Origin of the sequence: Prochlorococcus sp. MIT 1318 (assembly GCF_047304505.1) — a bacterium.
GTDB classification, from domain to species: Bacteria; Cyanobacteriota; Cyanobacteriia; order PCC-6307; family Cyanobiaceae; genus Prochlorococcus; species Prochlorococcus marinus_D.
This window is the reverse complement of record NZ_CP138958.1, coordinates 1,130,325-1,155,249: the sequence shown is the minus strand read 5'-3', so window position 1 is coordinate 1,155,249 and position 24,925 is coordinate 1,130,325. Positions and strand designations below refer to the sequence as shown.

The following is a 24,925-nucleotide window of genomic DNA, read 5'->3' as shown; positions in this document are numbered from 1 at the left end:
ACTTGAAAACGAAACAAAAACCTCTTAACTACCGCAAAAAGCGAAAGCTTCCGAGAAGATCACCGCAACTCGCCCGCAAGGACGTGTCTCAAGGCCAACCTCCACAACCCATAGCTCTCCATCGGTACCAAAGCCGCAGCAATCACCATGTTGTTCCTCAAAAGCAACTCGCCACAGTGCTGGAGCTACTTCCGCCGGGCAGCTTTGTGACCCTTGAAAATCAACCCAACGATCTACCGCCATTCCAATTGATCCAATGCAAAGGTGGCCGTTGCTGGGTACGGCAACAGGCCTGGGGGCAACATGTTCATTGGGAAGTTGAACACCGCCGACTCAAGTCAGCCTGAATCCAAAGACTTAAGTTCAAGAATCAACCGCCCATCTGTGAGCCCTTGATCGAGCGCTACACACTGCCCGAAATGGGCGAGATTTGGACCGACAGGGCCAAGTATCAAAGCTGGCTAGATGTAGAGATCGCTGCTTGTGAGGCCAACTGTCAACTGGGGAAGATCCCAGAGACTGAAATGCAGCAGATTCGTGAACGCGCAACCTTCGAACCACAGCGCATCTTGGAGATTGAGGCAGAGGTTCGCCACGACGTCATCGCCTTCCTGACCAACGTTAATGAACACGTAGGGGATGCCGGCCGCTACATCCATGTCGGCATGACCAGCAGCGATGTGCTGGATACGGGTCTGGCCCTGCAGTTAAAAAACTCTGTGGCATTACTACAACAAGAACTGGGCAGCCTTCAAGAGGCGATCCGCAGCTTGGCAGTGGAGCACAAGGGCACAGTCATGATCGGCCGCTCCCATGCCATCCATGGCGAACCCATCACCTTCGGTTTCAAACTGGCCGGTTGGCTAGCAGAAACAATGCGCAATGCCGAGCGACTCGAGAGGCTGGAGAAGGATGTGGCTGTAGGCCAGATCAGTGGCGCCATGGGCACCTACGCCAACACCGATCCAAAGGTTGAGCAGCTCACATGCGAACGCCTTTGCCTCATCCCAGACACCGCTAGTACCCAAGTCATCTCTCGCGATCGTCATGCGGACTATGTACAGACCCTGGCATTAGTGGGGGCGTCTCTAGATCGATTCGCGACAGAGATCCGCAACTTGCAGCGAACCGATGTACTGGAAGTGGAGGAGAGCTTTGCTAAAGGACAAAAGGGAAGTTCGGCGATGCCACACAAACGCAACCCGATTCGGGCTGAGCGGATTAGTGGTCTTGCAAGGGTCCTACGCAGCTATGTCGTCGCAGCACTCGAAAACGTGGCCCTCTGGCATGAGCGTGATATCAGTCACAGCTCCACTGAGCGAATGATGCTGCCGGATTGCTCCGTCACACTCCACTTCATGTTGCGAGAGATGACCCAAGTCGTGCAGGGCCTTGGTATCTACCCAGCAAACATGCGTCGCAACATGAATATCTATGGCGGCGTGGTGTTCAGTCAGCGGGTGCTATTGGCGCTTGTTGAGAACGGCATGAGCAGAGAAGATGCCTACAGTGTTGTCCAGCGCAACGCCCATGCTGCGTGGAATACCGAAGGAGGTAACTTCCGCGCCAATCTTGAGGCCGATCCTGAAGTATCGACCCTTCTCAATGCCAAGGCGCTAGCCGAATGCTTCAGCACAGAGCTACACCAAGCCAACCTGGACGTGATCTGGCAACGGCTCGGACTCTGAATCCGATGTTCTGGACGTCTAAACCGATTGGAATGATTTGAGTCGTTTAAGTCTCGCCAGACTTTTTACCATCATTGAATGGGTTCTAACGCGCTCTCAAACCCCACAAAACCAGTGAAGGTCAATGTGATCTGCTTCTACCCCTTGCCGACAACTTGATGGCTGACCTGATGCGTATCGAACACGACAGCATGGGCCCTGTTGAGGTGCCCGCTGGGGTTCTCTGGGGTGCACAAACCCAGCGATCGCTCCTTAACTTCGCCATCAGCACAGACCGCATGCCAGTCGAACTGATCCATGCCTTGGCATTGATCAAACAGGCTGCCGCCAGCGTGAACTGTCGCCTGGGTGTGCTCGATGAAGTCCAGCGGGATCAAATTATCAAGGCCGCCTCTGCTGTTGCATCCGGTCTTCACGACGATCAGTTTCCACTGAGGGTGTGGCAGACCGGTAGCGGTACCCACACAAACATGAATGTCAACGAGGTGATTAGCAACCTGGCGTCTCAGGCAAACGACGAACCCCTAGGTAGCCATAGGCCGGTGCATCCAAACGATCATGTCAATCGATCCCAGTCCACCAATGACGCCTTCCCTACAGCTATACATATCGCCGCAGTCCAGGGGATCACCAAAAACTTGCTGCCTGAACTGGAGCGATTGATCGCAGCCTTTGCCCGAAAAAGCGATGCCTGGAGTGACATCATCAAAATCGGTCGCACTCATCTACAGGATGCCGTACCTCTCACCCTTGGCCAGGAGGCCTCTGCGTGGCGGGATCAAATTGCCTCAGCCCATAGTCGTATTCAGTCAAGCCTGATAGAGCTCTACCCCCTGCCGCTTGGAGGCACCGCCGTGGGGACTGGCCTCAACGCCCCAGCTCGCTTCGGTCAAGAAACAGCTGCGCAACTTGCCAGCATCACAGGCCTGCCATTCAGCTCAGCGAAAAACAAGTTCGCCGTGATGGCGAGCCATGACGGGTTAGTGAATGCAATGGCTCAGTTGCGCATGTTGGCGGTTGCCCTTTTCAAGATCTCCAATGATCTGCGCCTACTGGCCTGTGGCCCAAGGGCCGGCCTGGCAGAGCTGCATCTACCTGAGAATGAGCCGGGAAGCTCGATCATGCCTGGGAAAGTCAACCCCTCTCAATGCGAGGCCATGGCCATGGTCTGTTTACAGGTCATCGGGCTTGATTCAGCCGTGACCATGGCAGGTGGGAGTGGTCATCTCCAAATGAACGTCTACAAACCCCTGATTGGCTTCAACCTGCTTCACAGCATTGAATTGCTACATGACGCCTGCCGCAATTACCGGCTGGCAATGGTGCAAGGGATTGAAGCAAACCGAATCAAGATCCAACATGATCTAGAGCAATCGCTGATGCTAGTGACAGCTTTAGCCCCAGAAATCGGTTACGACAAAGCCAGTGAGATTGCCCACCTCGCCCATGAGAAGGGATTCAGCCTGCGTGAAGCAGCACTAAAACTCGGCTATGTGAGCAAAGAAGACTTCGATCGAATTGTTAATCCGGCATTGATGACATCTGCTCGGCTGTGACCCCCCGATGACATCAAATTCTGGCGAATCAAGAAGCATCCAGAGCCAGAGTTCCGCCCAGCAACGAATCAGCAATCTTCATGGTCAAGCCCAGCGCGCCCGCCGGGGTTGGCGACCCTGGATGCTCTTTCTAGTTTGCTCCCTTTTCTATTTCTACGAGTTCTTCGCACGAGTCGCACCGGGCGTCCTACAACCCGAATTGATGCGGGTCACCGGCTCGAGCCAAGGAGAGTTTGGTCTCGCCATGGGAATGTATTTTCTCGCATACGCTCCCTCACAGCTTCTTGTAGGCCGCCTTCTCGATCGCTTCGGAGTCCGTGCCGTCGTTGCCCCAGCGGCACTTGTCGTAGCCCTGGGTTGTCTGCTCTTTGCCAGCACCAACAATGTGGTGGTGCTGGGACTAGGGCGCTTGATGCAGGGATTGGGCAGTTCAGTTGCTTATCTCGGCGTCATCTATCTCGCCATGATCTGGTTCCCGCCAAAACGCCATGGGATGGTCCCGGGTTTAACCGTAGCGATGGGCACTCTGGGCGCATCTTTCGCTCAATACCCACTTCTGATTCTGACGAAGTCATGGGGTTGGCGCGTCCCTTTGCTGGTTTGTACAGGGGCGGGTCTGATCATCGCTCTCATGCTGTGGAAACTCCTACCCAAGCGCCCCAATTGGTTCGTGGAGTTGATGCGAGAAGACGGGTTTGATCCAAAGAGTCCGCAGCCACTCGCGAGTCTGATCAAGGAAATCATGCGCGACCGGAATATCTGGTGTCTTTCTCTCGCCGCAGCAGGTTTATATCTCCCGATCTCAGTGATTGGCGATCTTTGGGGAGTGACCTTCCTGCACATCCACTCAGGTTTGTCGACAGGGCTATCGAGTTTGCTCACCACTCTCATCTTCATTGGTTTCGCCGCCGGAGGAATTGCAACTGGGCACTTATCCGATCGCTTGAAGCGCCGCAAGATTCTTTTTGTCACTGGAGCAATCTTGTCGTCCGTGATCGCCGTTGCGATTGCCTTGACGAACTCAGCCCCGCTTTGGTTGACCGCGATGTTGATGATCGCGCTCGGATTGACAACAGGTTCCCAGCTGCTGGCTTTCGTGATGACGGCCGACGTGGCAAAACGTCATAACCGTGCGGTCAAACTAGCTTTCGTGAACTTCGTTGTCATGGTGCTGCCAGTCTTCATTCAGCCCGCTGTTGGCTTCCTTGCTCAAGTAGGGGTTGCTAAGGGCTTGGTCCCATCCCCGGGCCAGGAGCTCCAAGGCTATGGTCTCGTTGTGGTGCTGATGTTCATATCAACAGGGCTCTCCCTCTGCGTGAAAGATACGAAACCGCGCAAGGAGAAATTTGTCATGGCCCACTAACCAACCAGAACTCGCCTGATCAAGCCACCCGCTCTGTAGCAGGATTGCGTTCTTCGTCAACTGCAGCCGCATTTAACAGATCCTCTGCCTCACACACAGGGAAGCGATTGATCGCTTTCAGTGCCAAACGTGCATTACGACGCAACTGCTCACTGATCGCCTCGCAGTAAGGCACCTGTGCGAGCAGGTCCACCGTGCGGCGGAGGATCCGCACGACATCGCCCTCATCCAGTGACGTATTAGCAATCAGATCACTCCAGGCTGTACCACGGGCCCAGGCATCGATCAAACCCATCAGCTCAGGCTCCCACCAAGCGGGAACAACCACTTGGCAGCGTTCCTGTGCCCGCAAGAGCTCTCGGCGAATACCTGCTAGATCATGGAGGGCCTCCTCCGCACTCGCCGGTGGTGGGTAGCCACTCCAAAGATCAGGACGATTGACCTCCGTGCTGATCGCCTCGAACACCGCCGCCAGATTGGCAGGGTGCAAGTCATCCAAATGGCCACTCATCAATGAAAGACCCAGCCAAAGTTCGTTGTCGCCGCGCATCGCCGCCACAGTGCGTCCAATCTCCGTGGGTTCCAAATCATCAAGACAACCAAAGTGCTGCAAGATCTCGATCAAACTCAAAAATGTCTCCCAATGACGGTTGGCCCTCTGGTGCAGCAACTGCTGACGTTCGCAGATCTCAAGCTCAAGCTCCTCCATACGACGACGATGTTTCTTGAGCTGTTTGCGATCCCCCCAACGATGAGCCGGTTGCTGCTCTAACTCTTCCTCAAGACCACGAACCCGCTGCGCCTGGGCCAACACCTCACCGGCCAGGTCGTACTGGGGAGTCGTCATGTCGTGACGCTTGGCCATATGGGCGACAGCAAGAGCAAGGCTTCCACTGTGCTGATCCCCATGGCGAAGTTCGCCAGAGCGCTGCAGATCCGGCTCATTCATTTCAGTCACTTGCAAGCAGCTCAATTCCGCATGCAGACTGACAACCGCCGGACAGGGCAGCAGTAGCCAAACGTTCTCATCGGTTAGGCAAAGCAGAAGCGGAAACTGACCTGGGCCCTCAAGCTTGTCGACGATCACAGCTGGAGTGACACGTCCCCGCAACTGGGGGGCCTTCAGGCTCACCAACGTGCCAACACTGGCAAACTGCAAAGCCAGGGTGAGCTCATTGGCCAAGGTCTCCTCAGCCTGTTGCTGCAAAATCCGCAACAATCGCCGCTCCTCACGCAATCGACTGCGTCGCTTTTCATAATCCTCAAAGTCTTGCCAGGGAACATCACCAGCAACTCCCTGCAGTTGCCCCAGCTGTAGCCGCAGTTGTTCCAGCGATTCCTCCTCGTACACCAAATCCAGGCTGGCTAAATAGCGACCAAAACTGCGTTCTACAAGTTCCCTTGCCTTCTTGAGGTCATGGCGCTGCAACAAGTTCAGCACCATGCCGTAGCTAGGGGTGAACTGACTCACAAGAGGATCTGCTGGGCTGGTGGCCAGCTGGCCTGCCTCACGCACGCCCTCGAAACGACTTTGCACTGTGACCACATAACCCTGAGAATCCAACCCGCGCCGCCCGGCACGGCCCGCCATCTGTAAAAATTCACTGCCCATCAGTGGTCGGTGGCCACGCTCAGTGCGCTTCGACAACGCTGAAATCACAGTGCTACGTGCCGGCATGTTGATCCCTGCCGCAAGCGTTTCAGTAGCAAACACCACCTTCACAAGCCCCTGCTGAAACAACTCCTCGATCAGTTCCTTCCACGCAGGCAGCACACCAGCATGATGAGCAGCAATGCCCCGCAGCAGGGCATCAGCATGGATGCCATCACGAACAGCCTCTGGATTGGTCTCGCTATAGGTTCGAAGACGCTGGCGAATCTGCTCTTGCTGGGTCGGTGAGACCAGACACTGAGAGCCAAGATCCTTAACGGATTTATCACAGCCACGACGGCTGAAGATGAAATAAATCGCCGGCAACATTTCGCGCTCCGCCATCTGCGCAATCACAAATCTGATGGGCGGTGGTTCTGGCTGAGGGGGCTTAGGGGAACGCCCCTTGCGCTTGTGCCCCTTAGGAGCACGCCACACCTTGCTGTTGGGATGAAGTCCTGTGCCCGCATCGTTGAGCAAAGGATGCAATCCCTTTGCACTGCAGAAGCTGAACTGCAGTGGTACCGGCCGATAATCGCTGAACACCAACTGTGTAGGGCCATGCACCCGCTCGATCCAGTCGGTGAGCTGTCCAGCATTGGCCACCGTTGCAGAAAGCGCCACCAATTGCACAGACGCTGGACAGTGAATGATCGACTCTTCCCACACCGTGCCCCGTTGAGAATCATTCATGTAGTGGCACTCATCGAGCACCACCGCTTCCACGTCAGCCAACGGGTCGTCAGCCTGGTCTGCTTCCGCATAAAGCATGTTGCGGAAGATCTCGGTGGTCATCACCACAATCGAAGCCTCACGATTAACGCTCAGATCACCGGTCATCAGCCCCACATTCTGCGAACCAAACTGTGCACGGAAATCGCGCAACTTCTGATTTGAAAGAGCCTTCAGGGGCGTGGTGTAAAAAACCTTCTGCCCATGGGCAATCGCCCTATGGATGGCATATTCTCCCACCAATGTCTTACCGGATCCCGTAGGAGCACTAACAACCACAGACTGTCCATGGTTAAGTGCGGCAATGGCCTCAAGCTGGAATTCATCCAGCGGAAAAGAAAAGATCGCGAATGGATCCGGTTCAAGCTTGGCGACGTCGGGAGCAGTCGTGACGTGCGCCACTGAACTCATGGTTTCAATCCTAAAGAGCCCTGCAATCCACTTCTGGCCATCGTTGGCATTGGCCCCAGCCAGCATGCCAACAAGGCAAAATCAAGCCAAAGAAGCCATCCTGAACTGCGCAGGGCTTGCAGACTGGACCCATGCAAAGCCAGCCCACAGCACGTCGCCGCCAGCTGCGCACCTGGAGGCCAGGGCCAGGGCCAGCTGAGTTCAAGCCAGTGACACCTCAGGGGAAATCAAAACCTCTACTAGATCTGGCAAGCAACGATTACCTAGGCCTATGTCGGCATCCTGATCTGATCGAAGCCGCCGGAGCGGCCTTGCATTCAGAAGGTGTTGGAGCAGGTGGATCCAGGCTAGTCACTGGTAGCCGGCCAGTGCATATTGCACTTGAAGAAGCCCTCGCCGACTGGCTAGGTCGCGAGCGGGTCTTACTTTTCCCAAGCGGGTTCCAAGCAAACCTGGCCGCAGTGATCGCACTGGCCAACCGCAATACCCCAGTACTGGCTGATCGCCTAGCTCACCATTCTCTATTGATGGGTGTCAAAGCAAGTGGCGCCAGGCTGCAGCGTTATGGCCACAATGACCTGGCAGACCTTGAGCGGCGCCTCAAGCTCTGCCGGCATCATCAACCGCATCAACGGCCGCTTGTAGTCACCGAAAGCCTATTCAGCATGGAGGGGACCAGTCCACCGCTCTCAACAATGGCCGAACTCTGCGAAGTGCATGGTGCCAGGCTGCTCGTGGATGAAGCCCATGCCCTAGGTGTCATCGGTCCTCAAGGGCGAGGTCTTTGCCATGGGCTCTCTGCACCAGTTTCAATCATCAGCGGCACCTTCGGGAAAGCATTCGGTAGCGGTGGTGCCTTCCTGGCTGGTGATTGCGCCATGGGCGATCACCTTCTGCAAACCAGTGGCGCCTTTCGTTACACCACAGCACTGGCACCGCCTTTAGCAGCGGCAGCTCTCACTGCCCTAAACCTGATCCAATCTCACCCTCAATGGGGCAAGCAACTGCAAGAGTGTGCCGAGCAATGGCGTGGTCAATTGACAGCTAGAGGATGGGCTCGCCCGCCTGGATATGGACCCATCCTCTCTCTGGTGATCGGTTCCGACCAACAAGCTCTGAATCGCCAAAGTCAACTCGAGGAAGCCGGCCTCCTTAGCGTGGCCATCCGTCCTCCCACTGTTCCAGAAGGCACGGCGCGCCTTCGGCTTGTGCTGCGCAGGGGGCTACCCGATGAGACATTGGAACGGCTGATGAGCGCCCTTGAAACTGGATGAAAGAGGTAATCGCCATGCACGGATGGTGTGGCGATAGCAACACCTGGCAGCTCTGGGCCCGCCATTTTCAAGCCCATGGCTGGTTGTGGCAAAGCCAAGAACAGGGCTACGCAACACTGCCACCGCTTCAACCCCAATGGCATAACGCCCCTGAACCACAACCAGAACAAAAGCGGGTGGTGGTTGGCCATTCTTTAGGCCCACACCTGCTCGCCAGCGAAGTGCTTGCGCAGGCCACCGATCTGGTACTGCTGGCAAGCTTCGGGGGTTTCTTGCCCAAAGGACCAGCAAACCGTGCCCTACGCACTGGCCTAAAGGGCATGCAAGAACGCCTCGGCACAGCAACTGAAAGCGCCATGCTCCACACTTTCCTGGCGAGGGCCGCCCAGCCAATGCCCGTTAGCGCCTTGCCAGCGGGACCCATCCAGCAAGGCCTCTCAGCAAACGGCCGCAAGCAACTGCAGGCTGATCTCGAGTTACTCATCAAAACTGATGGTTTACCAGCAGGACTTCCTGCCAAGGCAAGGGTGCTAGTGGTGGAAGCGGCGCAAGACGCAATCGTGGCCCCCGCTGCACGAATCGCCTTGAAAGAAGCCCTGCTCAACCATCTACAAAGCCCCCCTTGCCATTGGATCTTGCCTGAAGCGGGGCATGCCTTGCTGATACCCGAACTCATTGAACGCGTGCACAAGTGGCTGGAGTCAGCCCCTTGAGCAATCGCTGGTCAAAACAAGTGTTGAGCAACTTTGAGCAAGCTGCAAGCACTTACAACAGCCAGGCGCAATTACAACGTGCCGTTGCCTGGAGGCTCGCCAGACAGTGTGCTCAGCAGCCGATTCCAGCAGGGTTCTGGGTAGACCTCGGTTCAGGTACAGGCCTAATGGCAGATGCTCTGGAGGCCTGCAATCCCCACCAAGCTGTCCTCCGCGTGGATGGCTGTCCCGAGATGCTGAAACATCAGCACCACTCCAGCAAAACATTGCTGTGGGATCTCAATCTGGGCGTTCCCTCATGGCCCCAACTACCTAGTTTGCTGGCCTCGAGTTTTGCCCTTCACTGGCTGATTAACCCTTTAGAACGACTACATGAATGGATGGCCGCTCTCACTCCTGAAGGCTGGCTGGCATTGGCTCTGCCAGTCCAGGGAAGCTTCCCCCAATGGCACCAAGCAGCAGCAACAGCAGGCGTGAGCTGCACAGCTCTGCCATTCCCCTCCCAAGCGTCATTGCTTGATGTGCTGTCCAGCAATAACATCCGCCATCAACAGCTACACCAGTTCACCCAACAGAGTCCTGAAGTCTTTCAGCTCTTGAAACCAATGCGCCAAATTGGTGCCCAGGCCAGCCCTTGCCCAACCATGGGGGTTGGCAACTGGCGCCATCTCAAACAAGCCTGGCCACGTTGCCAGAACAGTGGAGATGCACAACTCACATGGCTGATCCAACTGCTTTTAATCCAGCGATGACTGAGGCAACGACTCCTCTAATCGTCTGCGGCACAGACACCAACGTCGGCAAGACCGTGGTGAGTGCATTGCTAGTGCAAGGATTAGTTGCCACCTACTGGAAGCCAATACAGAGCGGCCTTGAGGAAGACGGTGGAGACCGCAATAGGGTTTGTCGGCTCCTTGATCTTCCCTCCGAACGTTGGCACCCAGAGGTCTATAACCTCCAGGCCGCAGTATCACCCCACTGGGCCGCAGAACAAGAGAACTGCTGCATCAACCCCGATCAACTTGTATTGCCTGATGTATCTGGTCCTGTAGTGATCGAAACTGCTGGCGGCCTAATGGTGCCACTCAACCGTCAATGGCTACAACTCGATCAACTCGTGCGTTGGCAACTACCGCTAATCCTCGTTGCACGCAGTGGCCTGGGTACCCTCAACCACACCCTGCTGAGCCTTGAAGCACTGCGCTTACGCAATCTGAAGGTCTTAGGTTTGGTGCTCAATGGTCCACCCCACCCCGACAATCCAAAAACCCTGGAACAATTTGGTGGTGTTCCAGTCATCGCTCAGTTGCCTCACTTACCCAATCTCACGGCAGCAACACTCGCAGAGCAGTGGCATCTGCAAGACCTGAGCCTTACCTTCAAACGGCTACTGAAATCCTGGAGTCAAATTCAATGAACAAGCGTCAGTCATGGGCCACCGTTGGAGTTGTTCTTCTCTGTGGAGGAATCCTTGTGCTATTCACCGACATAGAAGTCGGCATGGTGCGCTGGGTCAACTGCGGCCCCCTCGCTACAGAAGGGGAACGACAAAGCGAGGTCTGCCGATGAATCAGCCCCATCTCATCAATGCAACAAACTGAAGCAAGCCAAAGGGATGGATGAATTGAATTCAATCGCAAAACTCTCTGCAACGACAACGACAAGCCTTAGCGAATTCAGCATTCCTTCTTGCTGAGTCAGCACATGTTCAAACGTGTCCTAAAAGCGATAAAACCAAATCAACAGAATAGATCAACTACAAAGTAAATCATAATTATCTAAAGCAGAATGGCTCCAATACCTTTCAAGATACCATCAAAAAGAAGCTTTAGAAAGCCTTGCAATAGCTTAAGACAACTCAAATCACCACTTTGACAACAAGGATTTCATTACTTAATTAAAAGCGCTGGCAAACCATATCAAAACCCTCAAAGTGCAAATGGTGGTGCAATCGCCAAGCAATGGTTCTAGCCAAAGGATTGCAAAGAGCCATCGTGATCGGTTCAGGCCGCAACATCACAATCCAAGATGGCAACACAATCCCATCGGATCATGGATTGCTTCGATCCACTCGCCGCCCCAAACGCCAACAACTGGCATCCCCATCTCTGGCCTCCCTTCACTCAGATCGCATCGGCATCACCGCCGCAACGTGTCATCTCGGCGGATGGAGCTCTATTGATGCTGGATGGTGCACCTCCCCTGATTGATGCAATCAGCAGCTGGTGGGTCACCCTGCATGGCCATGCCAATCCCAGCATCGCCGCTGCCATCGCAACCCAGGCACAGCAACTGGAGCAGGTGATCTTTGCTGACTTCATTCATCCCCAAGCAGAACAACTGGCAGCGCGCCTCAGTGCCTTCACAGGCCTTCAACGCCTGTTCTTCTCCGACAACGGCTCTACCGCCGTTGAGGTTGCGCTCAAGATCGCTTGTCAGTGCTGGCACAACCGCGGCGAGCCTAGGCAACAACTCATCGCTTTCAACGGGGCCTACCACGGCGACACGTTCGGGGCGATGGCAGTGGGGGAGCGCAACCTATTCAGTGCCCCCTTTGAGGAGATGTTGTTTCCAGTAGCACGGGTGCCCTGGCCCGCTACTTGGTGGGGCGATGAAGAGGTTGAAACACGTGAACGGATTGCTCTAACTGAACTGGAACGCTGCCTTCAAACCCCAACAGCAGCAGTCATCTTGGAGCCATTAGTCCAAGGGGCAGGTGGCATGGCCATGGTGCGAGCGGAATTTCTACGAGGAGTCGAACAACGCGTACGTGCTGCGGGAGCCTTGCTGATTGCTGATGAGGTTCTGACTGGTTTCGGACGCTGTGGAGCCCTATTCGCCTTCAAGCGTGCAGGGCTTGCTCCCGATTTGATCGCTTTATCGAAAGGACTCACCGGGGGATTTTTGCCCATGGGCGTCACCATGGCCAGCGAAGAGGTGTTTGAGGCCTTCTTAGGAGATGATCCATCTCTCACCCTCTGGCACGGTCATAGCTTCACTGCTAATCCCCTAGGTTGCGCAGCCGCAAATGCAAGCCTCGATCTACTGGAGGCCAACCCAGAAAGCTACGAAAACTTTGAGGCTAGGCATCGACCTCATCTCGAAGCCCTAGCTGAACATCCAAAGGTGCAGCAACCAAGACTGACCGGCACCATCGCCGCCTTCGACCTCGCGATAGACGGAACCCATGGCTACCTCAATCCAGCAGGACGAATCGTCAAACAACAAGCCATCAACAATGGTGTCTTCCTGCGGCCTCTAGGTCAGGTCGTTTATCTGCTGCCTCCGCTCTGCCTCAATGACGCTCAGCTTGAGCAATGCTATTCAGCCATCCATTTAGGCTTGGAAGCCCTCTGAGTTCAAGTGCTCAACAGACAACAGAAGCAACACCGGCGTTCTTAAGGGCCTTCTGAAAGAGCAGCCTCCACATCGGAGCGAGGCAGACCATAAGGGAAACAGCACTGACTGCGCTGACCACCTTGCTCCCAGGCAACCCTCAATTCTTCCTGCTCCAGAACGATCTCAGCTGACCATTCAGGCATGAGCCAAATCCATCGACAGGGATCCTCACAACTGCGCTCAGCACCTAGACGCTGCAGCCAACTCTCAAGAGAAACGAGGGAATGCCGATCCAAAGGCGTCTGTTCGGGAGGCAACGACGACATTGATGGCACCTGTGATTGAAATCCTGCCAGTAGTCTGTTCACTATTGAGCCAACTAGGCAAAACTTGCAGCTCACGTCCATGAGCCCAAGCCACTCCAAAGCCAATCAGCAGGCTGAACATTAAAGTCAGCCCCAGAAGAAGCAGAGAAAACCACTCCCCCCCGGAAAGAGGACGGCGCACGCCAACCCCCTTCGTAGCACTAGAAGACATTGAAGGCAGCGCATCAGTGCCAACACTGGAGCTCGCAGCCAACAACCCTTCTGCCATCAGGCTGGCGTCATATGCCTGGCGCCGCACCGGGTCGGTGAGAAGCTCATAGGCCTCACACAACAACTGAAACTGCTTAGCAGCCTGTTCAGCAGGAAGCGGAGCCGTATCCGGATGCAGAACCTTGCTGCGACGGCGGAAGGCTAGATGAATGGTTTCAATATCTGCAGAGCGCGCAACTCCCAGACGCTCGTAATGGCTCTTCGCAAGAGTCAAAACCAGAACTTGATCGGCAACTCGCAGAACATCATCTCCTTTCCCCGTGAACAATTCCATCCTAGAGAGAACTATGTTCTGATTGCCCATGTCAAATCAGGCCTGCTTTAGCAACCCAGGCCCGGAGCTCTGGAATGCCCTTGGATGGCATCCCTCCAGTGAACAACTGGAGCAAATGATCGCCCTACAAGCCCTCCTGCGCCAATGGAATGCCCGGGTCAACCTCACCCGCCTGGTCGAAGGTGGTGACTACTGGATCATGCAGGTGTTCGACAGCCTCTGGCCTCTGCAGAGCGAATTGCAGAACGCCCAACAACCACGTCGTTGCATCGATATCGGCAGCGGCGGTGGCTTTCCCGGTCTGGTACTAGCCATCGCACTACCAGGCGCAAGGATCACCTTGGTGGATTCGGTAGGCCGCAAGACAGCTGCCCTCAAGGCAATGGCGGCAAAGCTAGGCCTAACATCCCGCGTCACGGTACGTAGCGAACGGGCAGAACTCACCGGGCAGGATCACTGCTGCCGCGGCTTATTTGATCTCGCGATGGCTCGCGCAGTGAGCACAGCGCCGGTTGTAGCCGAATACCTCGTCCCCCTTCTCAAGCCAAGCGGTGAAGCCCTGCTATTTCGTGGCCATTGGAGCCCTAACGATGCAAAGGATCTCGCTAAGGCTCTCAGATTGCTACAAGCCGATCTAATCAAGATGGAACGTCGCGAACTTCCTGACAATCGCGGGGTACGTCACCAATTACGCCTGCGCGCAACGCTCCCCTGCCCAGCGACCTTTCCACGTCCAATCGGTGTACCTGCCAAGAACCCGCTCGGGTCTTAAAAACTGGTCAGTCGCTGCTGAGGATGACCACCAAGACGGTTGCGCAACCTACGCAGCAAGCCTGGGATCTGATCACACCAGGGGCTGTTCACCAACACCTCCCTGAGGGCCGTCTCACTCACATCTGCATCCAGTGCTTCGGCATTCGCTCCAGGGAACCAGTGGCTGCCACTGCCAAGTAAGCCGTAGCGGGCTTTGGCATAACCCTCCATTCCCCAAGCCTCTACAAGATTATGAAGCCAAAGCAAGATCGGAAGATTGATCTCGCCTGGAGACTCCTGCCAGGGCGGCAAGCCCCTCTGCCAACTGGTCCACCAAGCCTCACCTAAAGCCAACTGTGCCGCATCAACGAGTCGCTGCTGAACTGGTGGCAGCAACTCAGCGGCACTCTGCAAGAGATCCACCGCCTCGAGATGCCGATCGAGATCACTGGGTCGCGCTGCGCCAACACTGATCGTATGAACCCTTGGGTCTTGCAAGCAAAACAGATCATTGAAAACAATGGGATGAAGTGGAGCACAGAGTTCCAGAAGTTGAGACGAGGGACTATGAAGATGGCCACCCTTATCTGTCGGGCTAATGATGAAAACGCCTAGGTCATGACGAGCAGCTGCATCCAGTGCAGGATCATTGTCTTGAAAAATGAAATACCAGTGAAGGTTCACATAATCAAAGGCATCCGTCTCGATCGCCTGCACGATTAGGTCTGTGGGGCCATGGGTGGAAAAACCCACATGGCCGATGCGTCCATGACCCTGCCAACGACGCAACACATCCATGCAACCTCCTGGTCGCAAGGTCTGCTCCAGATGCTCCGAAAGGTTGAGGCCATGGATGGCAACTAGATCCAACCGTTCACATCCCAATCGTTCAAAACTGAGTGCCAACTCAGCCTCAAAGACTTTGGGGTCCTCACGAGGAGGGACTTTGCTCTGCAACAGCCGCTGTGGATCCAAGACATCACGCAGCGCCCATCCCAACTGCCGCTCAGAGCTGCCGTAATGGCGTGCCGTCTCCACATGATGAAAGCCACAGGCCACCGCTCGCTCCAAAATGTCCTGCAGCAGTTGCTGCGACTCAGAGGTAATGACATCCGCCTCCAAATCTGTCCAGCTTTGCTGAAAGCGCATCCCCCCTAAAGACAACACAGGCATTGATAAACCGGTGCGGCCAAAGCGGCGGCAAGGCAGAGAGCTCTGCTCCAAAGACGCCTTCATTAACTCTTAGGAGCCATGATTACGCCGCTTACGAGAAGTCCTTTGAAATCCGAGAGGAAGCAATTCCAGAGCTGCTAATTGAGCTCTCAATTCATCTAGCTGCTCAAACTGCACCCATTTGATGCAGTTCACCGGGCAGGTCGCAATGGCTTCCTGAATGCGTTCCGTACTATCCCCGTCCTGCCGGATAGCCCGCGAGCGACCCATTGTTGGCTCGATAACAAAGGTGTTAGTCGCTACATGAGCGCAGTACCGACAACCTATGCAGACAGCCTCATCAACCCAGACAGCCTTCTCGCGCAATTGGCCACCAAGCAGCGGCTCCGATCCATTCGCCCGCTCATCAAGCTGGGCGGAAACCTGAAAAGCTGCCGATGGATCAATCAATGGTCAAGGTTGGATATCAGGAATCCCAGCGAGTGACAACCAGTTCGATAGCGCCGTCATCAGTATTGCGCTGCTCTGCCACCTCAAAGCCTTCCTGCGCTGTTGATGCCAACACAGTATTAAGGGCGTAGCGCTGGGTGAGCTGAGCAAGAAAACGTTCCACCGGAACAGATTGCCGCCAGAGGTCGAGGTCGGTCACCAATTCATAGGCCCCGGTAGTCGAATTCAAACGGAAACCAATATCACCACCTTCAGGCATGATCACAGCCAATTCAGCTGTGACTGTTTGTCCGCGATAGCCGCGAACAGAACGCTCTCCTTCTTGGGGGACATAACCAAGATCCTTGAGCGCCTGTAACAGGGGCTCTCGTTTGCGCAGGTGTGTCTTAACGGTGCTGAAGTGCGACATCAAAGAAGCTCGGCTGGAATGGACTGGGATTGATCCTGTGGACGGAGAAACGCCTCGGCTGTAGGTGTGCTTTGTTCCACGACACCAATGGATTCTTCAATCCGCTCGGTGAGAAGACGGCAGGCTTCACCAACAACCCCCTCAACACTCTCTTCAACACGTCCGTCTTGACGGATCCGGAATCGCACAGTCTGTTGAGGCATCCACTTCATCAGAAGGGTTCCAAATAATATCCTCCATCTTCAAGAGCTGACGTGTTGATTGTCACAAGACCCAAGTAAATCAAGGATCCAATCTGAGCCTTCAGGTCAAGCGTCCTTCATCTACAAGAGTTTGAAGCCGCTGAATCACCTCAGAGTTCTCCAATTGTTCAAGTGCGATGCGAGCCTCATCACGTACCGAGAGCTCTGCATCGTTGAGCAGGGAATCAACAAAAGCCTCCACCAACTCCTGCCGACGAGGTTCAACCAACGTGTCGTAAAGACGTCCGAGGGCCCAGATGCAGTTGCTTCGCACAACAGGTTCTCCATCGATCTGCAAACTCATCAGTAGTTGACTTGCAGCGATATCAGCATTGGCAGGAGAGGTGCCGCCGGCTTCTGCCAATGAGCCGGTGGCCCATAGCCTTACCGCAGCAACATCATTTTGGAGAACATGAATGAGGGGTTTAAGGACGCGGGCATCGACGTAATTCCCCAGGCTCCAGGCAGTTGCCTTACGCACATAGGCATTGCAGTCTGCCTGTAGCAACTGCAAAAGGGGCTCTAAAGCTGGCGGGGAAGGATTTCGACCTAACGCATAAACAGCACTCATCCGTTCCACTGGACAAGGCTCCTTCAACAAGGGCAACAGCAAAGCCACTGCCCTGGGATCCCGATGTTCACAAAACACCCTTAGCCCTTGGAGACGCTCCTCATGGCCCAGCTTCAGCCAGTTAAGACCTGCGTCACACACATCCGCCACGTCTGAATGATCAGGATTGATCTCGTCAAGCGGATCAACGAACTGTTCAGCCGCCAACTCCTTGGCCAAGACATCGGGATCAATGGCCAAGTTGGCCAGACCTTCCTCTAGCTGTCTAGAAGCTTCACTCATGACCTTGATCGTAGAGGCATTAGGCCGACTGATCTCACCCGATTGGAGCCGGCGCGAGCATGTCCCCAGGCAACCAGATACGAGCAGTCACTGCCACCAGAGCCACCCCAAATAAAGCCACAATCAGAGCAGGCAACACGGTGGAACGTATGAAATTCAATGCTTGCGAAGACTTTCGCTCATTCTGCCTCCCAAGCCAAGACCTTGTTGGAGATCATGCGACGCCTATCCGACTGCGCAGCCAACCACGGGTTAAAGGCAGCACACAGATCACGGTGACCACCAAACCGATCCAACCGCCTAGCTGCTGATGTAACAAAAACGCGCCAGTGCCGAGCAGGCCGCCAAACAGAACACCGACACTAAGAATGAAGCGCAAACACAAACTTCCGAGGGAATCCACCGGTGTTATATCCAGGCGTTGACGCAAGCGACTCCAGCCTGGGCCTGGTGGCTGCACCTGGTTCACAAAGCGCTCGAGCACTTGCGGCGATTCAGGCGGAGTCACCAGCATCACTACAACCCAGACCACAGCAGTAATCGCTGTAGTGATCATCAACCTGGTGCCGTAATCAGGAATTGTCACCAAGGGCATAACGGATGTACAAAGGCCCACCACAAAACCACAAACCATCGCCGCCAATTCGGCAGCAGCATTGATCCGCCACCAGAACCAACGCAGCACAAGCACCACTCCGGGCCCGGTACCAATAGCAATCACCAGACGAAACACTGTGCCGATGCTGTCGCTAATTAATGCGGTGATCACCCCGAGAACTAGCAGCAAAACACTGGTGAATTGACCAACCAGCAACAGCTCTCTCTGATCAGCATCCGGCCTTATAAAACGCTGGTAAAGATCGTGGGTGAGATAGCTAGCACCCCAGTTCACTGCGGTACTGACCGTACTCATGAAAGCCGCCACCAGAGAGACCACTACAAGACCAAGCACCACTGGTGGTAGGTAGGTCACAGCCAAGGTTGGGTAACTGAGTTCCCAGTCGGCCTGAGCTGGCAAAAGCACTAAAGCGGCAAGAGCAACCAAAACCCACAACCAACTGCGCACCAGATAGTTGACCACCAGAAACACCCAGCCAGCCAGTTGAGCCTGACGCTCGTCCCGCGTGGCCAACATTCGCTGAATGAACTCACCACCACCGTCACTGCGACGGAAACTCCACCATTGGACAGTGAGATAAGACAGGAATGTGGCCACACTGATCTCGGCACCACCAATCCAATCAAAGCCATCACCATTCCATTGCCAAGGCACAATCGCCAGCAGTTCAGGTCGCTCTAACCCCCTCAGTTGATCGAGCATGGCGTCCATCCCTCCGGCTGCATGAACGGCGGCCCATGCCACCGCCACCGCTCCCAAAAGAGCCAACAGCAACTGCACGAAATCGGTGATCACGACAGCCCAGAGGCCCCCAGCAACGGTGTAAACAAGCACCATCACAGCCACGACTGCCAACAGCACAACAGTGTCAGGGGTGCCGCCAAGCACTTCCACAGGGCTGCCAGACACGATGCCCAGGGCTTCTACGACCTTGCGCATGGCCAGGAAGGCATAGCCGATACCGATGCAATTCACCGGCAGTGCGAGCAAAAATGCTTTAATCCCACGCAGCCAGGCAGCTGGCGCTCCGCCATAACGCAGCTCGGTGAATGCAGCATCGGTCAGCACCCCACTCCGTCGCCAGAGCGGAGCAAAGACAACTGCCATGGCGACATGCGCCATGCCGAAGCTCCACCATTCCCAATTGCCGGCCAATCCTCGTGTGCCAACCAGACCGGCTACATAAAGAGGGGTATCAATCGAAAATGTCGTTGCGGCCATCGAAGCCCCAGCCAACCAACCACTGAGTCGACGTCCCGCAACAAAGTAATCATCCTCACTTCGATTGCGACGAGACAACCAAAGTCCAATCACGAGAGTGATGACGAGATAACCAACGAGGATCATCCAATCAATGGCAGCCATATCCTTAGGCGGTTGATCGCAGTGTGACTCAGCTAGTCCATCTCAGCCGGTGGCTGCGTGCTGGCGGCGGAGCTGACCACAGGCGGCATTCTGATCCAGCCCTCGACTTGCACGCAAACTCACTGCCACCCCACGCTGCTCCAATACACGCCGAAAGGCCTCAATCGTCTCTGGATTAGGACGTTGAAAACCCTCATCGTCGATGGGGTTGTAGGCAATCAGATTCACATGACTCTGGAAGCCCCTAACCTGATCCGCTAGTTCTTCTGCATGCTGAGGCTGATCATTAAGTGCTCCAAGCAGGATGTACTCAAAAGTCACCCGTCGACCAGTCACTGCCAAATAATGGCGACAGTCTTGAAGCAGAGTCTCGAAGGGGTAAGCGCAAGCGGTAGGTATCAAACGTTCACGCAACTCTTGATTGGGAGCATGCAGACTCACGGCCAGGGTGAACTGGGCGCGACCTAGACGTTTCATCGCCAGCTCTGCCAGCTGGGGCAGCGTATGGGGGACACCCACGGTGCTCACAGTGATACGACGCTGAGCAATACCTAGATCAATATTCAGGCAACGAATCGCCGCCAAGACCGCTTCAATGTTGAGCAAAGGCTCACCCATACCCATGAAGACAACGTGGGAAGGACGGCGATCCATCGCCTCGCGCAAGCTCAACACCTGATCAACAATCTCATGTGTGGCCAGCGATCGTTGCAGCCCTCCCTTCCCGCTAGCGCAGAAGCGACAAGCCATTGGACAGCCCACCTGACTGGATAGGCACACTGTGAGACGTTGCTGGGTTGGGATGCCTACACTCTCAATGGTTTCGCCATCAACCGTTGCCAGCAGCAACTTGGTCGTGTCATCCACCGCAACAGCCCGGTTCACCTCCAACAACCGCCCAATCGTGATGCCTCGCTGTTGCAACGAGAGGCGCCATGACTTTGGCAACACTGTGATCGCCTCAAAACTTCTGGCTCCCTTGGCATAGAGCCAGTCATGCAACTGACGGCCCCGGAAGGCTGGCTGGCCTTCTGCCACAGCCCAGCCCTCTAGTTCAGTAGCACTACAACCCAGTAACGCCTGATTGCCGCCAGGCAGATGGGTAGAACTCACCAGATCAACAAACCATGCCCGAGTGTTGCCTCCACCACCATTAAGGCAATAAAGCCAAGCATCGCCATACGTCCATTGAGCTTCTCGTTATGGCTGTGAAAGCCATAACGAGGCTTTCGCCGTTGCGGAATGATGGTGGGCTCAAGCATGGATGAAGGCCTCAATCAAGCGTTTGCGAAGCAGAAACGAACATTCAGGAGAGATTTGCTCACTCCTCAGTGAGCAGCCCCTCCTGCTGAAGACCCTCGAGAGCGGATGGATCTGGCAGCTGTTCCTCCTCGAGTTCATTCTCACCAGTAGGACGAACAAAAGCAGCGAAGTTGCTAGCCGCTGGATCAATCCCATGACGACTGCGTGTGGCCTCCAAATCAGCGTCACTGGGGTCAGCTAACACAGCAGTCGAACTGGCCGCAGGAGCTGCAGGCATGTCCACGGTGTAATCCGGACGCAAGTTCTGCATTCGGCGATAGCCAGCAGGGTCCTCGGCAAGGATGTCCGGATGAGGCCCCGCCTCGGCTCGCAACTCTTCCTGGAAGCCACTGAAGCCAGTGCCGGCGGGAATCAACCGACCGATGATCACATTCTCTTTAAGACCACGTAGCCAATCGCTCTTACCCTCGATTGCGGCTTCAGTAAGCACTCGTGTGGTCTCTTGGAAAGAAGCCGCCGAGATGAAGCTGTCGGTGTTCAGAGACGCCTTAGTAATTCCCAGCAGAACAGGTGTGAACTCAGAAGGGGCTCCACCAGTGATAGCCATAGCCTGATTGGTGTCCTCCACCTGACGCAATTCGATCAACTCACCTGGCAGCAAAGTGGTATCACCAGCATCCTCAATCCGCACCTTGCTAGTCATCTGGCGCACAATCACCTCAATGTGTTTGTCGTCAATCGAGACACCCTGGGACTTGTAGACATTCTGAACCTCTGTGACCAAACGGTGCTGGAGTTTGGCGATCGCCTCTTGTGCAGCATCCATCAACGGCTTGCGCCCACGTAAATCCTCGAAAAAGCAATCGAGTAGCTCGTGAGGGTTAATCGGACCATCAGTGAGCAGTTCTCCAGCATGGACTTGCTGCCCATTGCTGACCATGACGTTACGACCTAGAAGAATCGGGTATTCGCCAATAGCATCATCTGCCTCAATCACAGTCACAGTGATTGATTCATCGTCTTCTCCTTGCTTGATCTCCACAGTGCCTGGCTTCTTACAGAGCACAGCAGATTCCCTTGGGCGACGAGCTTCGAGCAACTCCTCAATCCGCGGCAAACCCTGAACAATGTCTCCTGTCTTCTGACGTTCAAACACCAACAACGCCAAACCATCACCCCGCTGCACCAAATCGCCATCGCGAACATGCAATACAGAATCTGGAGACACCATGTAAGGGCGTCCAAGGCGCAAAGTGATTGCTTTTCCATCAACCTCCTCTACCTCTCCGCAACAACTAGACGGCTCATCTTTTGCTAGCGAGTCGCCATCGACCAATCGCTGGCCTACCCCCACGAGGGGACTGCCATTGGTCGTCACCGTAATGGTGTCTTCATCACGCTCAACAATCAAACGCCGCACAGGGTCACCCTCCTGGACAACAGGCAACTGGGCGATCCCCTCTTGCTTACAAAGGATCTGAGTTGTCGCAACAACATCACTGGCCTTAACCGACTGGCCGTCCTCAATCTGCAACTCGGTGTGAGTGGAGCCATGGCTTGAATCAGAGATTGTGTCGCGACGCACAAGGATGCTCTCGAGAATCACCAAACGCAATCTTTCGATGGTCTTAGCTCGCTTATCACGCACAGCCTCTACATCCACAGTCATCTGAGGAGTGGTGTCAAACGTCTCAAGAATGAGTTGAGTTTTGAGTAGCTCTACGCCCTCAACCGATTTGATCAGCTCTCCATCCTTAAAGGCGAGTCGCTGGGTGGCCTTAATCCCCAGATGAGGGCCCTTCGGCTGCTTGACATGAGTCAACTCAGGGAGTTGTGCCTCATTTGGGATGGTGTATTCCTCCATAGGTCTTAGCAACAGACCAGTCCCCTCAGGTGTGTCCACGGTCTGCACAAAGACCATGGCTTCAGAATTGATCCCCTTGGCAATCGTCTCGCCTGGGTTCACGATCTGGCCATCACCTGTGAAACGCTCTAAGGCCTTGGTTTCAGTACAAAGGTGGAAGCTGCCACTGCGAACGATGATTTCGCGCAGGATGTCGTTCTTCTGAGTCACCGTTACGATCCCGGCCGTCTGGCTGAAGATGTCCTTGACAACCTCAGTCCCGGCCTCAATCCACTGACCGTCCTCGATCATCAACAAGGAAATATCCTTGTTGATCTCATGTGTCTCCTGAGGGATCCAAAGCAAGGTGCCACCCTTATTCACCTCAAAGCCATTTTTGGCTGAGCGAGCCTTCTTGATCGCCAGACCAGGGGCAAAGCGCACCAGACCACCGGTCTGAGTGCGGAAGCGGTCATCCGCCAACTCAGCCACCACTTCACCATTGCCAATCTTGCTTCCGGGAATGGTGTTTAAGCGATAACGGGTACCGTCTTTTGCCTCCAGATGCCAAAGTTCCCCTGAATGAGTGGACTCTCCGAGCAGCTTGAAGTCCTTCATCGTCATCGAGGTGGTCACGATCTGCACCTCGCGAGAATCCCCGATCGAATCGCGCAGACGCACCTCACCTCCAAACTCGCTGGCCTGACTGGCCTCCGCCAACACCTGACCACGTTCGACTTTGACATTGCCCTGGACTACAGGCTCGGAATTGGGGGGAAGGTTGTAGACATCCCCAGCAAGCACCCAAAGTCTCCCTAAACGCTGCGCCTTCAGAGTGATATTTCCCTGACGGTCTTTAACTTCTCTGGGCTGAATAACCTGCTCATAACGAACCTGACCAGCCAGGTCACAAATTACGTCTTTAGTGGCCTTCTCCACGCTCTTTTTCACCGCAACAGACGCGATCTGAACAACAGTCACGTCCGCCTCGATCTCCTGACCATCACTAACGAACAGCAAAGATCCGGTGGTGATGTCGATCCTCTGTGCACGACCCTTGCCTGAAGGCTTCACAGTGAGAGTGAAGTCCACTTCAGACTGCTGAGCCTCTAGGCCATGGGGTGTGCGATAACCACGCACACGGGCCTTGGGACCAAACTCAACTGTGCCAGCAACAGTGGAGCGAACCACACCAGTCTCAGCGGTAGACACACCACCGGTATGGAAAGTTCGCATGGTGAGCTGCGTACCCGGTTCACCGATGGACTGAGCAGCAATAATGCCGACGGCTTCGCCGAGATCGGCTAATTCGTTATGAGCCAATGCCCACCCATAACACTTCCTACATACGGAACGATTGGCCTCGCAAGTAAGCGGTGAGCGCACCATGACCTCAGTGATAGCTGCCTTTTCGAAACGCTTAGAAAGCGGTGGATCGATTTCCGTATTGCGTTCAGCAAGAATTTCGCCGTCAACATTGACGACTTGCTCTGCTGTGAGGCGACCAACAAGACGGCTACCGAAACCACCGTCTTCCACCTTCACAATGATGCCCCTAGTGGTGCCGCAATCATCCTCACGAACGATCACATCCTGAGCAACATCCACCAGACGCCGCGTGAGATAACCGGAATCGGCTGTTCGCAACGCTGTATCGACCAGACCCTTACGTGCGCCGTAAGAGGAGATCACGTACTCAGTAACCGTTAGACCCTCACGGAAATTGGTGCGAATCGGCAAATCAATAATCTCCCCCTGCGGATTGGCCATCAGGCCACGCATACCAACAAGCTGGCGAACCTGAGACATGTTTCCACGAGCCCCAGAGTTAGCCATCATCCAGACCGAGTTCAGCGGGTCGTTCTGATTGAAATTCTTCTTGACCGCATCAACCAAACGCTCATTGGTTTCTGTCCAGGTATCAATCACCTTGGTATGACGCTCAACCTCTGTGATTTCACCAAGGCGATAACACTCCTCGGTGGCCGTGATCTGAGCCTCCGCCTGGCAAAGCAAGTCTTGCTTTGCCTCAGGCACCTTGAGGTCTTCCACGGAAATCGACACAGCAGCCTGAGTGGCGTAGCGAAAGCCAAGGTCCTTGAGATTGTCCGCCATGGAAGCGGTTACAGCGGTGCCGTGTGTCTTGTAAGCCCATGCCACCAGTTGCTTGAGGGCCTTCTTATCGATTACCCGGTTACGAAACTGTGGTGGGGTCCTCGCCAGTGCTGGCGAAGCGCTTGCCGCAGCAGCCTTCGCGGCCTTGGACTTGGACTTGGACTTGGACTTGGACTTGGTGGTCTTGGTCGAAGGCTTGCGGGATTTCGGGGAGGTTGAGGTCATGGCTACACGCGAATCAGG

General features: G+C 55.0%; 23 protein-coding genes. 11 read left to right on the top strand and 12 right to left on the bottom strand.

Annotation, left to right across the window (positions count from 1 at the left end; all coding sequences use genetic code 11):
• Positions 1-2 precede the first annotated feature (2 nt).
• From SIB66_RS05675 to SIB66_RS05660, 4 genes are all read left to right on the top strand, one after another.
• The gene (locus SIB66_RS05675) at positions 3-347 is read left to right on the top strand and encodes a hypothetical protein (RefSeq protein WP_413681125.1); all 345 of its coding nucleotides are present in this window, start codon (positions 3-5) and stop codon (positions 345-347) included.
• A gap of 45 nt (positions 348-392) precedes the next feature.
• Positions 393-1,688, top strand: coding sequence for an adenylosuccinate lyase (gene purB / locus SIB66_RS05670; RefSeq protein WP_063406325.1), 1,296 nt, complete (start codon positions 393-395; stop codon positions 1,686-1,688).
• Between the two features lie 158 nt (positions 1,689-1,846).
• Positions 1,847-3,244, top strand: a complete 1,398-nt coding sequence (locus tag SIB66_RS05665) for a class II fumarate hydratase (protein ID WP_063406326.1) — start codon at positions 1,847-1,849, stop codon at positions 3,242-3,244.
• Positions 3,245-3,251: 7 nt separating this feature from the next.
• The gene (locus tag SIB66_RS05660; RefSeq protein ID WP_236073754.1) at positions 3,252-4,607 is read left to right on the top strand and encodes an MFS transporter; all 1,356 of its coding nucleotides are present in this window, start codon (positions 3,252-3,254) and stop codon (positions 4,605-4,607) included.
• A 19-nt stretch (positions 4,608-4,626) separates the two neighbouring features.
• Here the strand turns inward: SIB66_RS05660 and SIB66_RS05655 are convergent, their stop codons facing one another.
• Positions 4,627-7,401: a DEAD/DEAH box helicase gene (locus SIB66_RS05655; protein ID WP_063406385.1), complete on the bottom strand. Its 2,775-nt coding sequence runs from the start codon at positions 7,399-7,401 to the stop codon at positions 4,627-4,629.
• A gap of 131 nt (positions 7,402-7,532) precedes the next feature.
• Between SIB66_RS05655 and SIB66_RS05650 the strand changes: the two genes are divergently transcribed.
• The 6 genes from SIB66_RS05650 to bioA all read left to right on the top strand — a co-directional run bounded on the left by SIB66_RS05650 (position 7,533) and on the right by bioA (position 12,745).
• Positions 7,533-8,675, top strand: a complete 1,143-nt coding sequence (locus SIB66_RS05650) for an aminotransferase class I/II-fold pyridoxal phosphate-dependent enzyme (protein WP_063406327.1) — start codon at positions 7,533-7,535, stop codon at positions 8,673-8,675.
• Entirely contained in the window at positions 8,672-9,388 is a 717-nt protein-coding gene (locus SIB66_RS05645; protein ID WP_063406328.1) for an alpha/beta hydrolase, read from the top strand. Before SIB66_RS05650 ends, SIB66_RS05645 begins: the two co-directional genes overlap by 4 nt.
• On the top strand, positions 9,385-10,140 hold the full coding sequence (locus tag SIB66_RS05640) for a methyltransferase domain-containing protein (RefSeq protein ID WP_063406386.1): 756 nt from the start codon (positions 9,385-9,387) through the stop codon (positions 10,138-10,140). Before SIB66_RS05645 ends, SIB66_RS05640 begins: the two co-directional genes overlap by 4 nt.
• Complete coding sequence (gene bioD, locus SIB66_RS05635; protein WP_236070233.1) at positions 10,107-10,805, top strand: dethiobiotin synthase; 699 nt, start codon at positions 10,107-10,109, stop codon at positions 10,803-10,805. Before SIB66_RS05640 ends, bioD begins: the two co-directional genes overlap by 34 nt.
• Positions 10,802-10,957: a hypothetical protein gene (locus tag SIB66_RS05630; protein ID WP_236070234.1), complete on the top strand. Its 156-nt coding sequence runs from the start codon at positions 10,802-10,804 to the stop codon at positions 10,955-10,957. The genes bioD and SIB66_RS05630 overlap by 4 nt, the downstream gene beginning before the upstream one ends.
• A gap of 459 nt (positions 10,958-11,416) precedes the next feature.
• Positions 11,417-12,745: an adenosylmethionine--8-amino-7-oxononanoate transaminase gene (bioA, locus tag SIB66_RS05625; RefSeq protein ID WP_063406330.1), complete on the top strand. Its 1,329-nt coding sequence runs from the start codon at positions 11,417-11,419 to the stop codon at positions 12,743-12,745.
• A gap of 41 nt (positions 12,746-12,786) precedes the next feature.
• On the opposite strand, the gene SIB66_RS05620 is transcribed toward bioA, so the two are convergent.
• Together SIB66_RS05620 and SIB66_RS05615 are read right to left on the bottom strand one after the other, a co-directional pair.
• Entirely contained in the window at positions 12,787-13,023 is a 237-nt protein-coding gene (locus tag SIB66_RS05620; protein WP_041374690.1) for a DUF3143 domain-containing protein, read from the bottom strand.
• Positions 12,995-13,627 (bottom strand): J domain-containing protein, encoded by a 633-nt coding sequence (locus SIB66_RS05615; RefSeq protein ID WP_063406331.1) that lies wholly within the window; start codon positions 13,625-13,627, stop codon positions 12,995-12,997. Before SIB66_RS05615 ends, SIB66_RS05620 begins: the two co-directional genes overlap by 29 nt.
• Between SIB66_RS05615 and rsmG the strand changes: the two genes are divergently transcribed.
• Positions 13,626-14,369 carry a 16S rRNA (guanine(527)-N(7))-methyltransferase RsmG gene (gene rsmG, locus SIB66_RS05610; protein WP_063406332.1) on the top strand — a complete coding sequence of 248 codons (744 nt, stop codon included), beginning with the start codon at positions 13,626-13,628 and terminating at the stop codon, positions 14,367-14,369. The two genes, SIB66_RS05615 and rsmG, sit on opposite strands and share 2 nt — an antisense overlap.
• On the opposite strand, the gene SIB66_RS05605 is transcribed toward rsmG, so the two are convergent.
• From SIB66_RS05605 to SIB66_RS05565, 9 genes are all read right to left on the bottom strand, one after another.
• Positions 14,366-15,586, bottom strand: a complete 1,221-nt coding sequence (locus SIB66_RS05605) for an aldo/keto reductase (RefSeq protein ID WP_063406333.1) — start codon at positions 15,584-15,586, stop codon at positions 14,366-14,368. The two genes, rsmG and SIB66_RS05605, sit on opposite strands and share 4 nt — an antisense overlap.
• Before the next feature lie 6 nt (positions 15,587-15,592).
• Positions 15,593-15,973: a ferredoxin gene (locus SIB66_RS05600; RefSeq protein ID WP_011130866.1), complete on the bottom strand. Its 381-nt coding sequence runs from the start codon at positions 15,971-15,973 to the stop codon at positions 15,593-15,595.
• 16 nt (positions 15,974-15,989) lie between these two features.
• Positions 15,990-16,382, bottom strand: coding sequence for a DUF1257 domain-containing protein (locus SIB66_RS05595; protein WP_011130867.1), 393 nt, complete (start codon positions 16,380-16,382; stop codon positions 15,990-15,992).
• On the bottom strand, positions 16,382-16,585 hold the full coding sequence (locus SIB66_RS05590; RefSeq protein ID WP_041375041.1) for a DUF2997 domain-containing protein: 204 nt from the start codon (positions 16,583-16,585) through the stop codon (positions 16,382-16,384). The genes SIB66_RS05595 and SIB66_RS05590 overlap by 1 nt, the downstream gene beginning before the upstream one ends.
• 100 nt (positions 16,586-16,685) lie before the next feature.
• The gene (locus SIB66_RS05585; RefSeq protein WP_063406334.1) at positions 16,686-17,477 is read right to left on the bottom strand and encodes a HEAT repeat domain-containing protein; all 792 of its coding nucleotides are present in this window, start codon (positions 17,475-17,477) and stop codon (positions 16,686-16,688) included.
• Between the two features lie 214 nt (positions 17,478-17,691).
• Entirely contained in the window at positions 17,692-19,461 is a 1,770-nt protein-coding gene (locus tag SIB66_RS05580) for a sodium:solute symporter family protein (RefSeq protein ID WP_063406335.1), read from the bottom strand.
• A gap of 42 nt (positions 19,462-19,503) precedes the next feature.
• Positions 19,504-20,574 (bottom strand): 23S rRNA (adenine(2503)-C(2))-methyltransferase RlmN, encoded by a 1,071-nt coding sequence (gene rlmN / locus SIB66_RS05575; RefSeq protein ID WP_063406336.1) that lies wholly within the window; start codon positions 20,572-20,574, stop codon positions 19,504-19,506.
• Positions 20,571-20,723: a high light inducible protein gene (locus SIB66_RS05570; RefSeq protein ID WP_011130872.1), complete on the bottom strand. Its 153-nt coding sequence runs from the start codon at positions 20,721-20,723 to the stop codon at positions 20,571-20,573. The genes rlmN and SIB66_RS05570 overlap by 4 nt, the downstream gene beginning before the upstream one ends.
• A gap of 59 nt (positions 20,724-20,782) precedes the next feature.
• Positions 20,783-24,907 (bottom strand): DNA-directed RNA polymerase subunit beta', encoded by a 4,125-nt coding sequence (locus tag SIB66_RS05565; protein ID WP_063406337.1) that lies wholly within the window; start codon positions 24,905-24,907, stop codon positions 20,783-20,785.
• Positions 24,908-24,925 lie beyond the last annotated feature (18 nt).